Raw genomic sequence first — 19,295 nt, 5'->3', positions numbered from 1 at the left:
TAAAATATATATCATGATAATAACGGGTGATAATGGTGGAAAGCATGAATATGGTATCTGCCATAAAGATGGAAAACATATCGAAGTCCTTTGGCAAGGTACTTGCAAATAAGAATATAAACTTTGAAGCAAGAGGCGGGGAAATTCATGCTTTGCTTGGAGAAAATGGCGCCGGTAAAAGCACTCTTATGAATATGCTGTCAGGGATTTATAGCCCTGACAGCGGTTCTATTTATGTAAAGGGAAACAGGGTGAATTTTCGTTCCCCCAGGGATTCTATCCAGGCAGGCATAGGAATGATACACCAGCATTTCAAGCTTATAGATGCTTTATCAGCCAGGGAAAGCATCATACTGGGAGAAAGGGGTGGATTATTCCTCAATGTGAAGAAAAATAATGAAAAGATAGATGAATTGTTTGAAAAATACGGACTTGATATAAATCTTGATAAAAAAATATATGAGATGTCCGTAGGTGAAAAGCAGAATGTCGAGATAATCAAGGTGCTTTATAAAGGAGCGGACATACTTATAATGGACGAACCTACGGCCGTCCTTACCCCGCAGGAGATTGACAGGCTGTTTGAAATAATGAACAACATGAAAAAGCATGGCTGCTGCATCATTATAATCACTCATAAAATGAATGAAGTGATGGAAATCGCCGACAGGGTTACTGTTTTGCATAAAGGCAGGACTATAAGCACTGTGGACAAGGATAAAACAACCCCTGAAAAGCTTACCGAACTTATGGTGGGAAGACCTATGGATTTATCGGTTAAAAGAGCAGTTACAGTAAAGGGGAAGAAAGTGCTCGATGTAAAGAATCTGTCTGTTCTCAATGAGGATAACGTAAAGGTCATCAATAATATATGCTTTGATATTAAAGAAGGCGAGATACTTGGCGTTGCAGGCGTGGCTGGAAGCGGGCAAAAGGAGCTCTGTGAATCCATCGCCGGGCTCATACCACCGGACAGCGGAGAAATATTATATTTTAATGAAAATATTATCGGCAGGACACCAGGTGAGATAATTGAAAAGGGAATAAGCATGAGCTTTGTACCTGAGGATAGGCTCGGTATGGGGCTTGTTGCGTCGATGGATATAGTCGATAATATGATTTTAAAGGATTACCGAATCCAAAAGGGGCTTTTAATAGACAGGGAACCTGCTAAAAGGAAGGCTGGGGAAGTCGTTGAAAAGCTCAATATACAGACGCCTGGAATCAACTTTCCCGTTAAAAAACTTTCGGGAGGCAATATACAAAAAGTGCTTTTGGGAAGAGAGATGATGTCCAATCCTAAACTTCTGATAACCGCATATCCTGTAAGGGGTTTGGATGTCGGTGCGGCACATACCATTTATAATCTTTTAAATAAGCAGAAGAAAAGGGGAGTCGCTGTCTTATATATCGGGGAAGATCTGGATGTATTAATAGAACTTTGCGACAGGATAATGGTGCTGTATGATGGAAGGATAAGCGGCATAATGGATGCAAAAGATGCAACCCGTGAAAAATTGGGGCTTTTGATGACAGGCGGCAGAAGGGAGGATAGCGCCGATGAAATTAATTAAAAGATCTGAAATCTCGAGCATAAAATCGACGGCGATAAGGATATTCTCCATAGCCCTTGCTCTTTTAGTATCAGCTATATTTATATATATTTTTACAGGGCAAAATCCCTTGAGCGTTTATGGAAAAATGGTCCAGGGCGCATTCGGTTCAAGATACAGATTTAATGAAGTCGCAGTAAAGGCGGTGCCGTTGATCATAACCTCCCTTGGAATATCCCTCGCATTTAAAATGAAATTCTGGAATATAGGAGGGGAGGGGCAGATGTATATGGGCGCATTTGCGGCAAGCTTTATAGCGCTGAAATATCCTGGCATGCCGCGGCCTCTGCTTCTAATATTTATGACCATAGCCGGAATCGCAGGAGGAGGCTTATGGGCTCTTATACCGGCATTTTTTAAAGCAAGGTGGAGAACAAACGAGACCATTGTAACGCTAATGCTAAACTATGTGGCCTTAAAGTTTATAACATATCTTCAATTCGGTCCGTGGAGGGACCCTAAGGCAACGGGATTTCCAAAAATACCGGGCTTTTCTCAAAATGCGATACTTCCCAAATTTCTGGGTATCCATATGGGATGGATTATAGCGTTGGTACTCGCATTTTTGATGTATATTATAATGAACAGAAGCAAAATAGGATATGAAACCGCAGTTATCGGCGAAAGTGAAAAAACCGCCAGATACGCGGGGATCGATATCAAAGGGACTATTATGACGGTTCTTTTCATAAGCGGCGGGCTTTGCGGGCTTGCCGGAATGATAGAGGCTTCCGCAGTATGCAATACATTATCGGTCGATTTGACCGGCGGTGCCGGATATACAGCGATTATAATAACCTGGCTTTCGTCTCTCAAAGCCCCCTTTATAATTCTGGTTTCGATGCTGTTTGCAGCGCTTGTGCAGGGGGCTTCATATATACAGATAGCATTTAACATACCATCGTCGATAGCGCAGATGCTTCAAGGGATTATACTGTTTTTTGTGCTTGGAAGCGAACTTTTCATAAAGTACAGGTTTATTTCAAAGAGAAGGCTGGAGAAATATATAAAATACGAAATAGATGGCAAGAGCGATACGGTCGATAGAAAAATCGCTCAAAAGGAGGAAGCATAATGATCGAATTATTCCTGGCAAATGCTGTTGTCGCAGGTACCCCCCTTCTATTTGCAACCCTTGGTGAGATAATATGCGAAAGAGCGGGAAATCTGAATCTCGGGGTTGAAGGCATGATGCTCATGGGCTCAGTGATGGGCTTTTATGCTGGATACAGCACCGGCAGCCCGTTAATTGCGATATTTATGGGAGCATTCGGAGGATTGATGGGGTCTTTGATATATGCTTTTTTGACGGTACAACTTCGGGCGAATCAGGTGGTATGCGGGCTTACACTTTCCATATTCGGCTCGGGTTTTGCAAGCTTTGTCGGCAAAGGCCTTTCCGGAAAGTCCGTGCCCAATGCTATAAAGATGTTTTTTAAACCCGTCGCTTTACCGCTTTTATCCAGAATACCGTTTATAGGCAGGATATTTTTCATGCAGGATGTATATATTTATTTTGGATATATCATTGCGATATTACTTGGCATATATCTTTATTATACGAGGCCGGGTTTGAATTTGAGAGCTGTCGGGGAAAATCCTGCGTCCGCGGATGCAGCAGGCATAAACGTTGCTTTTTATAAATATTTTCATATTCTTTTGGGTGGAGCATTGTGCGGACTTGGGGGAGCTTATCTTTCCCTGGTATATGTTCCTGCATGGCAGGAGAATATTACCGCGGGCAGGGGATGGATTGCAGTGGCCCTGGTAATATTCGCGTCATGGAATCCGTTCAAGGCAATACTCGGGTCATTTTTATTCGGTGGTTTGGATATAATAGGCTTCAGGATACAAGGAACAAAAGTGGCGATCTCTCAGTATATAATCGACATGCTTCCTTATGTCGTTACCGTAGCCGTACTGGTCTTTGTGTCCATGAAAAAATCCAGGAAAAATGCGCCGCCAAACGGCCTTGGGAATCCTTATTTTAGAGAGGAACGATGATTTTATTGTTTCTGTAATCATTCCATATGTTTTCAAACCAGTTATCATATGATGGAATCGGGCGTACAGGTTTCCATCGAGATAAACAATCAATTTTATTCTCACTTACTTTAAGTCCGATTTCACAGATATATCTGGCCATATTTCCATTATCCAGGCCGTAACGGAAGCTTTCAGGGAGAGCCTTGCACGGGATGGATCCCTTATCATCATATATAAGGTACGAGCCTCTGCTTTTGCCTCCCTTTTCGATATATTCCTTTATGGCAAAAAGGTAAGCTATCTGTGTTATCAATATGTCCCTGTCCCTGAACGCATCGGGAAGTTCAACACATGACGCCGCTTTTGCAGAGGACGAAAAATTGCTGTAGTCGTCGATTGACTCATCCAATGCGCATACTACATTCTCAAGAGACCTTATATTTGAACCGTATTTAGACATCCTGTCCTGCATTTTCTTTCTGAATTCCATAATATTTGAGGTTCCCGACGGATTATCGATGAATTTTTTGGCCAGTTCTATTTTGTTGCATACATTTTCATTCGCTGCGCTTAAAAAATCGGATAAGGGCAGCGGGTTGTTTTTATAATTGGCGTATATATACTGGGCGGCTCTCAAACTTCCGACCTGCGTGGAGTTCAATGCCGTTCCTCCGGGCCTGTATACTCCGAATACGCCGTTTGCCTCCCCGACCGGAAACAGATGGGATATATTGCTCTCATACCATATGTTGCCGCAGAGCCCTCCGTTATTATGCTGTGCGCACACTGATATTTCGAGATATTCCTTATCGAGATCTATGCCGTTTTTCTTATACAGCTCATATGCAGGATAATTCATCTTCTTTAGTCTGTCTATGGGTTTGCCGAACAACACGCCGGATTTTTTCAAGTAATCATAAGCTTCTCTGCTTAAAATCGAAAAATCAAGTTCGCCGTTCCTTCCGGCGCATAAAGGATTGCGGGTATAGTCCAAATATACTTTTCTTCCCCTTATCTGTGTTTCATAATAAACAAGTATATCTATTAAAGATGAACCGCTGTTTGGTATCTTTCTGGGGTCGAATGGCCACTGATAGCCTTTCAGGAATATCGCATCGAGCATCTTGCCTTGTTCTTTAAAATATTCGTTCAAGAATTCCCTTTCATCTTTTCCTTTCTTATCCGTCGATACATATCTCGGGATCACCTGTTGATACGTACCTGAAAGATTCCATCTGAACTTGGTCGATGCGATGCCGTACTGGGACTCGGTTAAGTTGACCCCCCTGGCGCCGGCCTCAAAAGCCGCACCCATTGAGCCCGTCTGGCTTTTTGGGTAAACCGAGGATGAATACATCCCGGCAGGTCCGCCGGTGGCGTAAATGATGTTCGTGCAGTCAAACAGTGTAAAGCCCATGCAGTGTTCCCTAAGCCTGCTGCAATCCAGGGCTACGAGGCCTATGGCACTGCCCTTTAAAGTGAGAATGCCTACAACTAAAAAGCCGTCGAATATTTTTATATTTTTTTTCAAAACCTGTTTTTCAAGTTTCTCTGTCATGTATTTTGAAGTAAGAGGTCCTGCCGATGTAGCCCTCTGTTTGGGGTCGTGGTCCGTTTTGTATCCTACATATTCGCCGTAGCTGTTATGCGGGAAAGGCACTCCTGCTTCCACAAGTTTGAAAAAAGCCCTTACGGATGATGCGGCCTCGACTAAGGCGATATCGCCGTTCATAGAGCCTCCTTCAAATAACGTTTTCGCCATGTCCATTATGGAGTCGGGAGTATCCCCGGAAAGTGAAAGCTTGTAATATGTCTGTTTATCCGACCCGGTATTCCGCGATGTTCCCATATTAATGCCCTCTGTCAATATGGCAATATCCCTTTGGCCCATGGAATAAAGGGTATCCGCAGCATTAAACCCCGCACAGCCGCTTCCGACGATTACGGTATTTAAACTGTATACGTCGATATCGATTCCCTTGATGTTCACTTTTGCCTTTTCCATTTTTTAAAGTCTCCTTATATGGAATCCGCCGTCGACATTTATAATATCACCTGTTGAATAATTCAGCTTTCCGGAGCACAATACCGAAACAGCATTTGCAATATCTTCGGGATAGCCCCATCTTTTTATAGGCGTCAGCCCCTCTGCTATGAGCTTATCATATTTTTCTTTTACCACAGATGTCATGTCGGTCATTATGATGCCAGGCCTTATCTCATACACATGTATCCCGTATTCGGATAGCCTGTCTGCAAATAGCTTTGTTATCATGCTTATTCCTGCCTTTGATATGCAGTATTCGCCGCGTTGCACTGAGGAAGTATATGCAGACATTGAGGATATATTTACTATTATCGGGTTGATATCAGCAGTCGATTTAATCTCCCTGATCATCGTGTTTGCCACCAGCTGTGTCATGAAAAACGTACCCTTCAAGTTTATTCCGAGCACAAAATCTATGCTTTCTTCAGTTGTGCTCAATATATCCATCCTGATCTTTGGAGCGACTCCGGCATCATTTACGAGGACGTCGATCCTTCCGAAAGCATTCATTACTTTATCTACCGCTGCCTTTCTGTCGTCTGCCGATGTAATGTCTCCATTTATATACATGAAATGATGTCCTAAGGCTTTAATCCTGTCCAGATTTTCCTTAACCCTTCCGGCGTCTAATACATCCAGTATGGCGATAGCATAGCCTTCCTTTGCAAGTTCGAATGCTATGGCATTTCCTATTCCTCTTGCAGCTCCTGTTATAATTGCTGCTTTTTCATTAATCATGATTATCATCCTCCAAAATTTTATTTGATGCAATATTTTTTATAAAGGGGTGCATATATGCCTGAATCTCTAACTACGCATCCCGTCATGCTTTTAGCTCTCATAAGTTCCGTGCATTTGCTGCATGTGATGCAGCATTTTTTAGGATCCATTGAACCCTTATTAAATATGTCGTAGGGAAAATCCGGGTACGCAAAGGATTCCCTTCCGAAACCTGCTATATCGACATTCCCGTTTTCTATGTTGCCTGCCGCAAGATACGGCGAAAATTCCCTGAGATAGCTGTATCCCGACCCTATTATGACAATATCCGGAACTGCTTTTTTAACCTCTGCTATGCCACGTGACAGTCTTGCAACGCCAAAAAGAGGATGCTCCGAAGGTACATACGGTCCTTTATCGAATGGCCTGTTTATATGCGGATTGTAGTAAGGGTTTCCCATAGTCAGATTTATAATGGGCATACCTTTTTCATGAAGTATTTTTATAAGTTTTATTGGTTCTGTCATATCATATTTTTGAAAATTTTCCTTATCGACGCCAAAACCGTATGGATAAGGTATCGCGTCGTATATGTTCAGCCGTGAAGTTACTATGAAATCCTTCGGGAGCTTCTGTTTTATCTTGCCGACTACATCCGCTAGAAGTCTCGTACGGCCTTCAAAGCTTCCTCCATATCTGCCTTCCCTTGTGAATGACGATAAAAGCTCGGATGAAAGATATCTATGGCAGCTTTTTATATCTACCCCGTCGAATCCCGATTTATAAGCTAAAACCGCCGCGTCTACATAAATATCCTCCAATTTTTCGAGATAATCGTCTGTAACCTGCGGAACGTCCTTATCGATTCCCTGCGCTTTATCCAAATATGGGTTATGGCATGCGATAAGAGGTTCGCTGCTCCCGGACGGCCTGCTGTATCTTCCGGAATGCGTAAGCTGCAGTATGCATATGGGATGGATGGAACCTTTGAATCTATCATATGCCGTATCTATTATTTCATCATGAAGTCTTGAAAATTCTCCGGCATTTTTCTTGTTTATCATAAGCTGCCTTGGATTTGCTCTTCCTTCCGGCACAATAGCACAGGCTTCCATCCAGATAAGCCCGGCGCCGCCGGATGCAAATCTCCTGTATCTTCTGAAAGTAAGCTCGCCCGGCGTCCCATCTGAATTGCCATCACAGCCCTCCATAGGTTGTACGGCAATGGAATTGGAAATGGTTTTGTTTCCTACAGCGACTTTCCTGCGCAGGGCATCCAAGTTTTTGGATAAAGGAAGATTTAAATTCATATCTTTTAATTCTTCTTCGACATCCCCGATGCTCTTGTAATGAAATTGTTTAAAATCCATGATTATCACCTTCTTGTTATGCTATAATAAAATATACTTATATTGCTATTCTATAATACTGAGACTTTATTTAATACAGTTTATTTGCGCTATTATTAGCGTTGTTTGCTGAGGTGTATCATATGCATAATATCAAGAAAAGCATCGCTGCCTTTTATAATGAAACATATGAGGGCTTTAAAATGGAAGAGCATTTCCATAACTTTTTTGAGATAATCTATATAGTCGACGGTTCGGCGTTATTCAATATAAATGGTAAAGAGTACAGAGCATGCGATAATAATATCATATTTATAAATAACTTTGAGTCCCATAACGTTAAACTCATAAAATATCCATATAAAAGGTACTATATTTTGATAGATTCCGATTACCTATATTCGAGCATAAAAGATATGAGACTTGTTTCTATTTTAAAATGCCGGCCTCAGAATTTCAGGCATGTGCTTTGCATCAGCGAACAGAACAGTGCTGAAATATACGGAATGATAAAAAAACTTTACGAAGAGATAAATAACGAATATGATTTAAAGGATATAGCGTTGAAATCATATTTCAGCCTGCTGTTCACATTTATTTACAGGGAATTCAAGCCTTATTTCATGCCGGATTCCTATGGAAGCCTTTCAAATGAAATACTTAAAATACAAAAATATATAGAGGATCATTATAACGAAGATATAACCTTGGGCAAGGCTGCGGGTTTATTTTATATGGACAGGTATTACCTTTCGCATATATTTAAAGAGGTAACAGGGTATACATTCAGAGAATATGTCATACGCCAGAGGTTATCGAAGGCTAAGGATATGCTATATTATACCGATGAAACGATTACGGATATCTGCACGGATTCGGGGTTCAACAATGTCAATAATTTTATAAGGACATTTAAAAACTATGAGGGAATAACACCTCACCGGTACAGAAAAAAATACAGGAAATTATACTGATACCCTCGATTTAACCTTTTTTACTAAAGAAAGCGGAGATGCTGCATAGGGCATCCCCGCTTTAACTTCTCTGCCTAAGCGTTCAAGCTGCTTGAATCGACCGGTATCTTCTTTGCATACTTTGTTCCGTATACTAAGAAGCAGACAAGGCATACTACCATCGTAATAAATCCAAGTATGATGCCCAGGGTTGTTGGAAGATTGAAACCGATCTTTTGAGTATATATATACGAAGATGTCAAAACCGTCATAAACATCGCAGGTATAGTAGTAATCCAGTGATAATTACCTTTATGCTTGTAAACAAATACCGAGCATGCCCAGAGAGTCACCATAGCGAGGGTCTGGTTCGCCCACCCGAAATATCTCCAGAGCACATCAAAGTTTATCTGTGACAGGAGAATACCTACGGCAAATAGAGGAATAGCTATAAAAAGCCTCTTTAAAATAGGTTTCTGGTCTATCTTAAATGTATCGGCAGCTATAAGTCTTGCCCCTCTGAATGCAGTATCCCCTGATGTTATAGGGCATACCACAACTCCCAGTACCGCAATTACTCCGCCTATACCCCCCATTATTGCCATCGATGAATTGTAAACAACAGCGCTTGGCCCGGATGTACTTAATACATTTGCAAGTTCAGGAAGTCCTCCTTTATAAAATGCCAGACCGACTGTTGCCCATATCATAGCTATAATGCCCTCGGCAATCATGGCTCCATAGAATACTTTTCTTCCATCCTTTTCCGTTTTCAAACATCTTGCCATCAAGGGAGATTGAGTACCATGAAAACCGGATATTGCGCCGCATGCTATAGTAATGAAAAGCCCCGGCCACATCGATACTTTGCCCGGATGCATATTTGCAAGAGTTATTGCAGGGATCTTATATCCCTCAAGCAGCATTCCACCTCCAACACCTACTGCCATTATGACAAGTATTGCACCGAATATAGGATACAATCTTCCTATAAGGACATCGATAGGAAGTATAGTTGCCAAGAAGAAATATAAAAACACAATAGCGACCCAGATGCCGTAGGTGAAAAAGGAATTTTTAGTGAGCATTGAAAGAAGAAGTGCCGGGCCTGCCACAAATACTACTCCCACAAGTACGAGCATGACTACGGTAAATACTCGCATTATCTGATGCAGCGACTTTCCGAGATATATACCATGGATTTCCGCTATTGTCCCTCCATCATGTCTTACGCTCATCATGCCTGATACGAAATCATGTACTGCTCCTGCAAAAATACAGCCAAATACGATCCATAGATATGCAGCCGGTCCCCAGAGTGCTCCCTGGATTGCTCCGTAAATCGGCCCTATTCCGGCTATATTTAAAAGTTGAATCAGAAATACTTTCCATGTGGGCATCGGTACAAAGTCTACCCCGTCGGCTTTAGTATATGCAGGAGTTTTCCTGCCGGGATCAATGCCTATAACTTTCTCCATGAATTTTCCATATGTGAAATAGCCTAATATAAGCAAAATTATGCCTATAACCAATGTCATAATAGAATACCTCCAATTATTTTTTTTTGGCAACACATGATGAAAAATTTCACATGAATACTATGATCGGCCGATAGAAATACTTCACTGTTTTGAAAAAAAGAGTTTTATCACAGAACGCGCGCACCAAAATTTTAGCTTGTACAAGCTACTTACTGAATAATAGATGATTTAGCACCAGTAAATATAATATGCATAATTTTCAATTTTATTATAATATTCTTTACTGTTATTTTCAAGGATAAATAGATAAAAAATGTTATTAATTTGAAACCAGCATAATTCTTTATTACAAATTGAAGTTCGATAATAAACATGCTTGACAACGCATCGGCCCGTGTGACATTATGTACTATGATAAATGGATACAATAATATTGGATGACTTGTATTATAAACGGAGGATTAAACATGGATAATAATAGCAAAAAGCATTTTACCATACTTGGGATTGAATCGAGCTGCGATGAAACGTCGGCCGCCGTCGTTGTCGATGGAAGGAAAGTTCTTTCAAATATAATATCTTCGCAAATAGATTTGCATAAAAAGTTTGGCGGAGTTGTCCCTGAGGTCGCATCGAGAAAACATGTTGAGATAATAGATGCAGTCATACAGGAGGCCCTGGATGAAGCAGGCGTAACTTTGAATGATATAGATGCGGTAGGCGCCACATACGGGCCGGGACTTGTCGGAGCGCTTCTTGTGGGGCTTTCTGCGGGCAAGGCTATCGCATATGCTGCCAAAAAGATATTCATCGGCGTGAACCACATAGAGGGGCATATATGTGCGGACTTTATTGCCCATAAGGAGCTTGAACCGCCGCTGGTATGCCTTGTAGTGTCTGGAGGGCATACGTATATAGTATATATTTCCGACTATGGTAAGTTCGAAATAATGGGAAGAACGAGGGACGATGCTGCCGGGGAGGCATTCGATAAAATATCCAGGGCAATAGGTCTTGGGTATCCGGGGGGACCGCTTATAGACAATCTTGCCAAGAAAGGGAAAAGTGATGCCATAAGGTTTCCAAGAGCTTCCTTTGATAACAGTTTCGATTTTAGCTTCAGCGGTGTTAAGACATCAGTTCTCAATTATTTGAATAAGATGAAAATGGAGGGCGTTGAAGTAAATAAGGCGGATGTTGCGGCATCCTTTCAGGAGGCTGTAGTTGATGTTCTTGTGGATAAAACGCTGCAGGTTTTAAAGATAAAGGGTTCAAACATACTGGCTGTCGCGGGAGGAGTTGCAGCAAACTCGAGGCTCAGGGATAAATTGGCGAAAGAATGCTCAAAGAGAGGCATAAAAGTATATTTTCCCCCCATCATACTCTGTACCGACAACGCCGCCATGATCGCTTCCGCAGCATATTTTGAGTATTTGAAGGGCAATACCTCGGATTTAAGCTTAAATGCCGTACCGTATCTGGATTTGGGTTAAGTAGTTTATACAAAGATGAGTATAATTGCATACGATATAAATATTATACATGATACTTAACTATGTATACCAAATACGGTATATTTATTAATGTAACTTATGTAAACATTGTTTACATTTTAATTAAATTATAATTGTTATTAAATTTTATGTGGACAATGTGAGAAATAAGGCGAAAATAGTCAGTATTCCTATGAATATCTGTGGATAAGTCTGTGCATATTGTGGATTATTTTTAACAGATTAAAATTCTAATTTACAGTACATGTTTTTTATGTGTACTTCACAAATTAATACTAATTACAAAAATATAAAATCGATGTATATAAATTAAAAATACCCGGGTATAATTTTTTACCGGGTATTTTTAATTTATTTTTTCTTCCCACTTTTTGTAAAGTTCATCGAGCCTTATTTTTATGGTTTTCATTTCATCGTGTACTTTTTGGGACTTTTCAGGGTCTCTATACACTTCGCTTTGGCACATGAGAGCCTTAAGCTCTGCAGTCTTTTTTTCCTTCTCTGCAATTTCCTGCTCTATGGCATTTATAATCTCCTTTTTATTTTTTTCCTTCTCTGCAATTTCCTTTTTCTTTCTCCTCTCTTCCCTTATGGCTGTTTTCGTCAGTCCTACGCTTGCTTCCTGCTCCGGTTCATAGAAACGCGTCGGCCTTTCTTTCTTTTCAATATAATATGAATAATTTCCGGGATATTCTGTAATACCTTTTTCGTTGTCCAGGTATATGATGCGTGTTGCAACTTTATTTAGAAAATATCTGTCATGGGATATTGTAAATATAGTTCCGTCATAATTCAGGATAGCCTTTTCAAGGGCTTCTTTCGATATAATGTCGAGGTTGTTTGTCGGTTCATCCAAAAGCAGAAAATTTGACTCCGAAAGCATCAATTTTATTAATGCCACCCTGCTTTTTTCTCCTCCGCTCAAAAGTTTTATATCCTTGAATACATCCTCACCGAAAAATAAAAATGCGCCGAGTATCGTGCGAAGCCTCGTCTGTGTGAGATCGGGATATGCATCCCATACCTCGTCTATTATCTTCTTGCTTTCATCGAGATTTGCCTGTTCCTGGTCATAATAGCCTATATTTACATTATGTCCTAATATGATTTCGCCTTCATCCTGCTTTGCAATCCCAAGTATGATTTTAAATAGTGTTGTTTTCCCAACGCCGTTGGGCCCTATCAATGCCACTCTTTCGCCGCGTTTTATCTCAAAATTCAGTCCGGAAAATAATTTTTTGTTATACGATTTTGAAAGGTTGCAGACATTAAGCACATCATTTCCGCTTTTTACCCTTGTTGTGAAGCTTATCCTTGCAACTGCGTGGTCTTTATCGGGTCTTTCTATTTTTTCCATCCTTTCAAGGGCCTTTTCACGGCTTTCAGCCTGTTTTATGCTTTTTTCCCTGTTATAAGAGCGGAATCTTTCAATTATCGCTTCCTGCCTTTGTATCTCTTTTTGTTGAAGGCCGTATTGCTTGATTAAATTTTCCTTTCTTATTTCTCGCTGCTTTATATAACTTGAATAATTTCCTCCATATTCATCAAGCTTATGGCTGTCGAGCTCGAATATCTTATTTGTAACCATATCGAGAAAATATCTGTCATGGGATATTATAAAAAGGCATCCCTTATATGCCTTTAAAAAGTTTTCAAGCCATTCAACGGCTTCCAAATCCAGATGGTTTGTGGGTTCATCGAGAAGAAGTATATCAGGTTTTTTAAGGAGCAGCTTACATAGTGCAGCTCTTGTTTTCTGGCCGCCGCTGAAATTATTTATTTTCTTATCGAAATCCGTTTCGGAAAATCCAAGTCCGAAAAGCACGGCTTTTACAGAGCTCATGTATGAGTAGCCATCCAGCATCTCAAATTTGTCGATGAGATCGGAATATTCTCCAAGCAGGCTTTCGTGATACTCTTTATCCATCATGTTTTCCTTACTGGATATGAGAACCTCAAGTTTCCGTATCTTCTTTTCCATATTGATAAGATTCTGATAAACCTTTAACATTTCTTCCATCAACGTGCTTGATGAATCCAGAGTCATACCCTGTGAAAGGTAACCTATAGATTTATTTTTCTGTATATATATCTCACCGCTATCATGCGTTATCTCGTTTGTTAACATTTTAAACAACGTAGATTTTCCGGCGCCGTTTATACCTACAAGTCCTGCCTTATCGCCTTCCAGAAGATTGAAGGATATATTGTCTATCACTATATTGGTACCGAAAGATTTGCATAAATTGTTGCAAGATAGTACTACCATATTCAAAACCTCCACTTGATGTCACATAAAAATATCTAAGATAAATTTTATCAGATATCGTGTCAAAATAAAATATTTATTTACCTTCGGCTTCAATTCGTAATTTGAACTTATGTTATTTTGAACACTTATGCGGCAGCAGGCCAAGAACTTATCAAAACTTTCATAATGCTCATTCGTCGCTCAAAATAACATAATCCTATTTATGCCTGATTTCATATTGCGAATCTAAGTACCTTCGAATAATATATACCGCCATCTGTATACGCCCCGTTAGAACTTTTGTTGTAAGCTTGACACTTTAATAACAAAAGTAATATTATAAAATTATCGTTTGTTATATAGGGAGATGAAAGAATCGTGGAACACGGAAGAACGATATCCATGGCGGTTGTAAGGAGACTGCCGAAATATCAAAGATACCTGTCGGAGCTTATAAAAAACGGTGTTCAAAAAATATCATCTAGAGAGTTAAGCCAGAAGATAGGGTTTACAGCGTCTCAGATAAGGCAGGACCTTAATAACTTCGGAGATTTTGGTCAGCAGGGTTATGGATATAATGTAAATGAATTATATAAGGAGATAAACAATATACTAGGATTAAAGAGAACATATAAAATTGTGATCGTCGGCGCAGGCAACATAGGTCAGGCTATCGCCAATTATACTAATTTTGAAAAGTTGGGATTTAAACTTTGCGCGTTGTTTGACATAAATCCGAAACTCATAGGGCTTAAGATAAGGGATATTGAGATAATGGATATTGATAAGTTAGGACCATTTATAAAACAGAATAGTATAGATATATGCGTAATCTGCACGCCCAGCAGCCAGGCACAAAAAAATGCCGATATAGTTTCAGAATCAGGTGTGAAAGCAATATGGAACTTTGCTCCAAGAGATCTCGATGTGCCTGACTACGTTCTGGTAGAGAATGTCCATTTGAGTGAGAGCCTTTTAACGCTGACATACAGGATGAATGAACCGGAACTGTTAAAAAATAATGTGATGTTTGACAGAAAGAATTTATGACCATAGTTGACCGGAGGGATTTTTAGTTTGGATGTCTATGCATTGATAGGCAAGAGCGGCAGCGGAAAAAGCTATAAGGCCCAGAATGTTGCAAGGGATTACGGCATAGAGTATATAATAGATGACGGGCTCTTGATCAAAGGCAACAAGGTCATCGCAGGTATATCCGCGAAAAAGGAGGAGACAAAGTTTGCTGCTGTAAGAAGAGCTGTGTTCTTTGATCCTGCGCATAAAAAAGAGATGACCGATGCCATAAATCTTTATAAGCCTGCGTCTATACTGATAATCGGAACATCTGCACACATGATCGATAGAATAGTAAAAAACTTAAACCTGCCGGCGACATATAGGAAGATATATATACGGGATATTTCAACTCCTGCAGAGATAAATACCGCATTGAAGACGAGGAGGGAACAGGGAAAACATGCAATACCGGTTCCTACATTTGCAATAAAGAGGGATTTTTCAGGATACTTTATCGATTCGATCAAAAATTTTACGAGAAGAGGGAATAGGGTAGATATGGAAGATATCGAAAAGACTGTAGTAAGACCGACTTATAGCTATCTTGGCAAATACACAATATCTAATAATGCCATAAAATCAATTGTTATACATGCGGGTATGGATGCAGAGAATTCGTACAGGGTAAATAAAGTTAATGTGCAAAATACTGATAATGGCCTAAAAATAGATATGGACATTTCTGTCACATATGGCATTATAATACCCGATATAGTGAAACGCATCAGAGAGAGGATAAAGCTTGAGGTTGAACATATGACCGCCTTTAACGTTCTGGCGATCAATATCTTTGTTAAAAATATCGATATGAAAAGCTCAGACAGATAAAAATCCGGGTGAATTAACCCGGATTTTTATCTGTCTGAAACTCATGCAAAGTTTAATGATCACGTCCCTTGTATATCTTTTATGAATATTTATCGGAAATAGAATATATTATCTTATAGGATCACATTTATCCGCAGGAGCTAATATGAAATATACAAGATATACAAGAAAAACTAAGTTATCGGGAATTATAATCGTATGTGTCATAGTACTAGTCGTAAACAGTGCCATAATTAAAATAATGCCGACATTTAAATTATACAATGAAAAAAATTTTGCCGGAGCCGTGTTAACCGAGGAGGACTATAGTGAATATGCGGGCATTGAAGATCAAGGTATAAAACCGGATGACGATTATATCGAAAGATTTTTGAGACCGTCCGCCTCGGCTCCGCTTGAAAAAAAGTATTATATTGAAAACGTAAAATACAATATACCTCAGAAATTTCAATCACCGGATGAAATCGTAAGGGCATATTTTGACATACTGGGCGATGCTTCTTATATGGGAGACAAAAAGGGCGGATGCGGAAGCATAGGCCTCGGCAATACGCCATATCCAAAAGCATATGAGCTTTTAAGCGACGATTTTAAAAAAAATATGCCATATGATAAATTCTTTAAGTCATTTAAAGGCATCGGCCATATAAATTTGCTTAAACTTATCGATGCTCCGGCTATTAAAATCGATAACCGGATAGGGGCGCAGACATTTGTCGAGATAGAAACGATAGAAGGTACGGATTCCGCCGGCAAGACGAGTTTTTGCTATTACTATGGCTTTATAACGGCTCTGGATGATAAAAGCAAGGGCTGGAAGATAAACAGCATACAACTGAAAAGCGAAGACTTTCTCTGTCATGCATATCATGGCTGGAATCATGAAGCGAGCGCCATAGTCAGTATAATATACGGAAAGCAGCTTGGCATAATAAGCACCATAACGGGCATTGAGGAAAACGGATATTTCAGAAATGTTTCAGCCAGAAGTAAAGATGGAAAACAGTACAGATTCCAGTTTGTCAGGATTACAAACGGTGCGGATATCGAACTTCGGCAAAGTGTCATGCAGGATGGTAAATGGAAGGATATCGAGATATCAAAAAAGCAGTGAAAAGGAGGAGGTGCTCCTCCTCCCTGCATATTTCCAGGTTTAAGGCCGGATGTTATCTGGAAAGAAATTTGATGCATACGGGGGCGGGTACGTTAATAATATCATTTGTCGGCATAAGCGCTCCAGTTTGCTTGTCTATATTAAAAGAAACTATTGTATCCGACGACTGATTCAGAGCATAAAGATAATTGCCGTCAGGTGATATTCCAAAATCACGAGGACATTTACCTCGGGTAGAATAATGCGATATCAATTCTATCTTGCCGGAAGTTTCATGGATTTTAAAGGCCGCGATGCTGTCATGCCCCCTATTTGAGGCATACAGGAATTTCCCGTCTTTTGATATATGTATGGCAGCGCAAGTGCTTTTACCTGTATATCCTTCGGGCAGAGCGGAAATAGTCTGTATATTATGTAATTTATAATCAGCGGGATCATACTTAAAAGCAAAAATTTCCGAGCTCAATTCCGAAATAATATAAACAAAGTTGGCTTCCGGATGGAATGCCAAATGCCTCGGGCCTTTGCCTGCAGGTAAACTAATGGAAATATTTCTGTTAAATACCAATTCACCGTTTTCGTGATTGAATTCAAAAAAGTAAATCCTGTCCAGCCCCAAATCTACAGAACATAAATAGCGCTCATCGGGGGTAAAGGTAACAAAATGCGCGTGTGGACTGCCTGAAGGTTTTGTCCCGAAGTCGTAGTCATAATCATTCACAGTGAATAACAGAGGCCCTATTTTACCGTCGGACTCGATAGGAAATTCTGAAAGTGTTCCTTCAGCATAATTTGCGGTAAAAAGAAATCTTCTTTTACTGTCAGTCAGTATATGGCAGGGCCCCTTTCCTCTTGTGGACTGAGTGTTTAAAAGGTTCAGCCGATCAGTATTTTTGCCGATGGAAAACGATGCCACAGCTCCCCCATAAGCATTTTCAAATTCGTTCGTTTCAATTACTGAATAAAGAAAATTATTGTCCTTTGTTATAGTCAAATAAGAGGGATTATCAATTTTTGGGGAAATACCGATTTGCTTCAACATGCCTGTCTGTAAATCTACATTATAAATATAGATGCCTTTGCTATTTCCAGTGGTAAAAGTTCCGATAAATGCTGTGCAATTATTATTTTTACCTTGCATGGTATATTCACCTCAAATATTTTATAAATTTTTTTTACATACATTATATCATAAATTTTTTTATCTTTTCTTTTTTGTGATAAAATTAGCTTATAATGATTTTATTTCCTGTTTTAGCTTATAATCAGGATATATATTATTTATTTAAAATAAGGGGTGCGATGATTATGAAGGCTGCCGTGTTTTGTGGGAAGTCAAAGATAAAAGTGATGGAAGTTGAAAAGCCACAGCCGGCTTTGGACGAGGTAGTTATACAGGTTAAGGCATGCGGAGTATGCGGTACGGATATGCACATATATGAAGGTTCCGAAGGGGCGGCAAAAACCGTTCCGCCGATAATACTGGGTCATGAGTTCAGCGGTATAATATCAGAAACGGGAAATGGCGTAAAATCTGTAAAAGTCGGAGACAGGGTCTGCGTTGACCCCAATGATATGTGCGGTAAATGCTATTATTGCAGGATCGGCAGGGAACATTTCTGTGAAGACATGATAGGAATAGGGACAACCATAAACGGCGGATTTGCTCAATATTGCAAGGTCAGGGAAAAGCAGGTATATAAGATATCCGATGGCATATCATTTGAAGAAGCCGCCATGGGAGAGCCTGTATCATGCTGCCTGCATGGCATGGATCTGGCAGGAGTCAAGGCCGGAGATACAGTCATGATAATAGGCGGTGGCGCTATAGGGCAGATCATGCTTCAGCTTGCAAAAATTTCGGGAGCCTCGACTATAATCCTGATAGAGCCTGTCAAGTGGAAAAGAGAATTAGGGTACAAGTTTGGTGCTGATATCGCTATAGATCCGATTGGGGAAAATGTGGAGGATAAGCTGCGAAAACTTGAAATAGAGCATGTAGATGTTGCCATAGAATGTGTCGGCTTAAAAAATACGATGGAAGACGCCATCAAGTATGTAAGCCGCGGGGGCACAGTAATGATGTTTGGGCTTACGGATTCTGAGTGCACCATTCCTTTGAAGCCTTTTGACATTTTCAAAAGAGAGATAACCATAAAGGCATCGTATATCAACCCGTACACAATGAAAAGGGCGATATCGCTCATAGAATCAAGGAAGATAGATGTTAAGGATATCATCACGGATAAAGTTGATATAGATGATATAAATGACGTTTTTGAAAAGGGTATGTATAAGGGAAGAGGCAAGATAATAGTAAAGCCTTGAAAAATATATCAAATTAATTATCGGGGTTGGTGAA

15 protein-coding genes are annotated in these 19,295 nt (G+C 40.0%); 9 read left to right on the top strand and 6 right to left on the bottom strand.

Features of this window, described 5'->3' with window-relative positions:
* Positions 1–50: 50 nt before the first annotated feature.
* From QME45_04665 to QME45_04655, 3 genes are read left to right on the top strand one after another with little or no spacing between them, the layout of a single operon-like run.
* Positions 51–1,574, top strand: a complete 1,524-nt coding sequence (locus tag QME45_04665) for an ABC transporter ATP-binding protein (protein MDI6617955.1) — start codon at positions 51–53, stop codon at positions 1,572–1,574.
* A complete protein-coding gene (locus QME45_04660; GenBank protein MDI6617954.1) occupies positions 1,561–2,688 on the top strand; it encodes an ABC transporter permease in 1,128 nt (375 codons plus the stop codon). The genes QME45_04665 and QME45_04660 overlap by 14 nt, the downstream gene beginning before the upstream one ends.
* Positions 2,688–3,617: an ABC transporter permease gene (locus tag QME45_04655; GenBank protein MDI6617953.1), complete on the top strand. Its 930-nt coding sequence runs from the start codon at positions 2,688–2,690 to the stop codon at positions 3,615–3,617. Before QME45_04660 ends, QME45_04655 begins: the two co-directional genes overlap by 1 nt.
* Here the strand turns inward: QME45_04655 and QME45_04650 are convergent.
* Genes QME45_04650 through QME45_04640 form a run of 3 tightly spaced genes read right to left on the bottom strand, consistent with a single transcriptional unit; the run spans position 3,601 to position 7,736 of the window.
* Complete coding sequence (locus tag QME45_04650) at positions 3,601–5,604, bottom strand: FAD-binding protein (protein ID MDI6617952.1); 2,004 nt, start codon at positions 5,602–5,604, stop codon at positions 3,601–3,603. The two genes, QME45_04655 and QME45_04650, sit on opposite strands and share 17 nt — an antisense overlap.
* A gap of 3 nt (positions 5,605–5,607) precedes the next feature.
* Positions 5,608–6,384 carry a 3-ketoacyl-ACP reductase gene (locus tag QME45_04645; GenBank protein MDI6617951.1) on the bottom strand — a complete coding sequence of 259 codons (777 nt, stop codon included), beginning with the start codon at positions 6,382–6,384 and terminating at the stop codon, positions 5,608–5,610.
* A gap of 20 nt (positions 6,385–6,404) precedes the next feature.
* Complete coding sequence (locus QME45_04640) at positions 6,405–7,736, bottom strand: flavin oxidoreductase/NADH oxidase (protein ID MDI6617950.1); 1,332 nt, start codon at positions 7,734–7,736, stop codon at positions 6,405–6,407.
* Between the two features lie 122 nt (positions 7,737–7,858).
* Here QME45_04640 and QME45_04635 point away from each other — a divergent pair, with 122 nt between their 5' ends.
* Positions 7,859–8,689 carry an AraC family transcriptional regulator gene (locus tag QME45_04635; GenBank protein MDI6617949.1) on the top strand — a complete coding sequence of 277 codons (831 nt, stop codon included), beginning with the start codon at positions 7,859–7,861 and terminating at the stop codon, positions 8,687–8,689.
* Between the two features lie 74 nt (positions 8,690–8,763).
* Here the strand turns inward: QME45_04635 and QME45_04630 are convergent, their stop codons facing one another.
* A complete protein-coding gene (locus tag QME45_04630; GenBank protein MDI6617948.1) occupies positions 8,764–10,206 on the bottom strand; it encodes a carbon starvation protein A in 1,443 nt (480 codons plus the stop codon).
* A 410-nt stretch (positions 10,207–10,616) separates the two neighbouring features.
* On the opposite strand from QME45_04630, the gene tsaD reads away from it, so the two are divergent.
* Positions 10,617–11,642 (top strand): tRNA (adenosine(37)-N6)-threonylcarbamoyltransferase complex transferase subunit TsaD, encoded by a 1,026-nt coding sequence (gene tsaD, locus QME45_04625; protein ID MDI6617947.1) that lies wholly within the window; start codon positions 10,617–10,619, stop codon positions 11,640–11,642.
* 367 nt (positions 11,643–12,009) lie between these two features.
* Here tsaD and QME45_04620 read toward each other — a convergent pair whose 3' ends face one another.
* Entirely contained in the window at positions 12,010–13,932 is a 1,923-nt protein-coding gene (locus tag QME45_04620; GenBank protein ID MDI6617946.1) for an ABC-F family ATP-binding cassette domain-containing protein, read from the bottom strand.
* Positions 13,933–14,292: 360 nt separating this feature from the next.
* On the opposite strand from QME45_04620, the gene QME45_04615 reads away from it, so the two are divergent.
* The 3 genes from QME45_04615 to QME45_04605 all read left to right on the top strand — a co-directional run bounded on the left by QME45_04615 (position 14,293) and on the right by QME45_04605 (position 16,933).
* Positions 14,293–14,964 (top strand): redox-sensing transcriptional repressor Rex, encoded by a 672-nt coding sequence (locus QME45_04615; GenBank protein MDI6617945.1) that lies wholly within the window; start codon positions 14,293–14,295, stop codon positions 14,962–14,964.
* A 27-nt stretch (positions 14,965–14,991) separates the two neighbouring features.
* Entirely contained in the window at positions 14,992–15,819 is an 828-nt protein-coding gene (locus QME45_04610) for an Asp23/Gls24 family envelope stress response protein (protein MDI6617944.1), read from the top strand.
* Between the two features lie 145 nt (positions 15,820–15,964).
* Positions 15,965–16,933 (top strand): hypothetical protein, encoded by a 969-nt coding sequence (locus QME45_04605; protein MDI6617943.1) that lies wholly within the window; start codon positions 15,965–15,967, stop codon positions 16,931–16,933.
* Positions 16,934–16,985: 52 nt separating this feature from the next.
* Here the strand turns inward: QME45_04605 and QME45_04600 are convergent, their stop codons facing one another.
* The gene (locus QME45_04600) at positions 16,986–18,074 is read right to left on the bottom strand and encodes a lactonase family protein (GenBank protein ID MDI6617942.1); all 1,089 of its coding nucleotides are present in this window, start codon (positions 18,072–18,074) and stop codon (positions 16,986–16,988) included.
* Positions 18,075–18,241: 167 nt separating this feature from the next.
* On the opposite strand from QME45_04600, the gene QME45_04595 reads away from it, so the two are divergent.
* On the top strand, positions 18,242–19,261 hold the full coding sequence (locus tag QME45_04595; GenBank protein MDI6617941.1) for a zinc-dependent alcohol dehydrogenase family protein: 1,020 nt from the start codon (positions 18,242–18,244) through the stop codon (positions 19,259–19,261).
* Positions 19,262–19,295: the final 34 nt, after the last annotated feature.

This window comes from Clostridiales bacterium (assembly GCA_030016385.1).
In the GTDB taxonomy this organism is placed as follows: Bacteria; Bacillota; Clostridia; order Clostridiales; family Oxobacteraceae; genus JASEJN01.
This window is presented reverse-complemented; position numbering and strand designations above follow the sequence as displayed.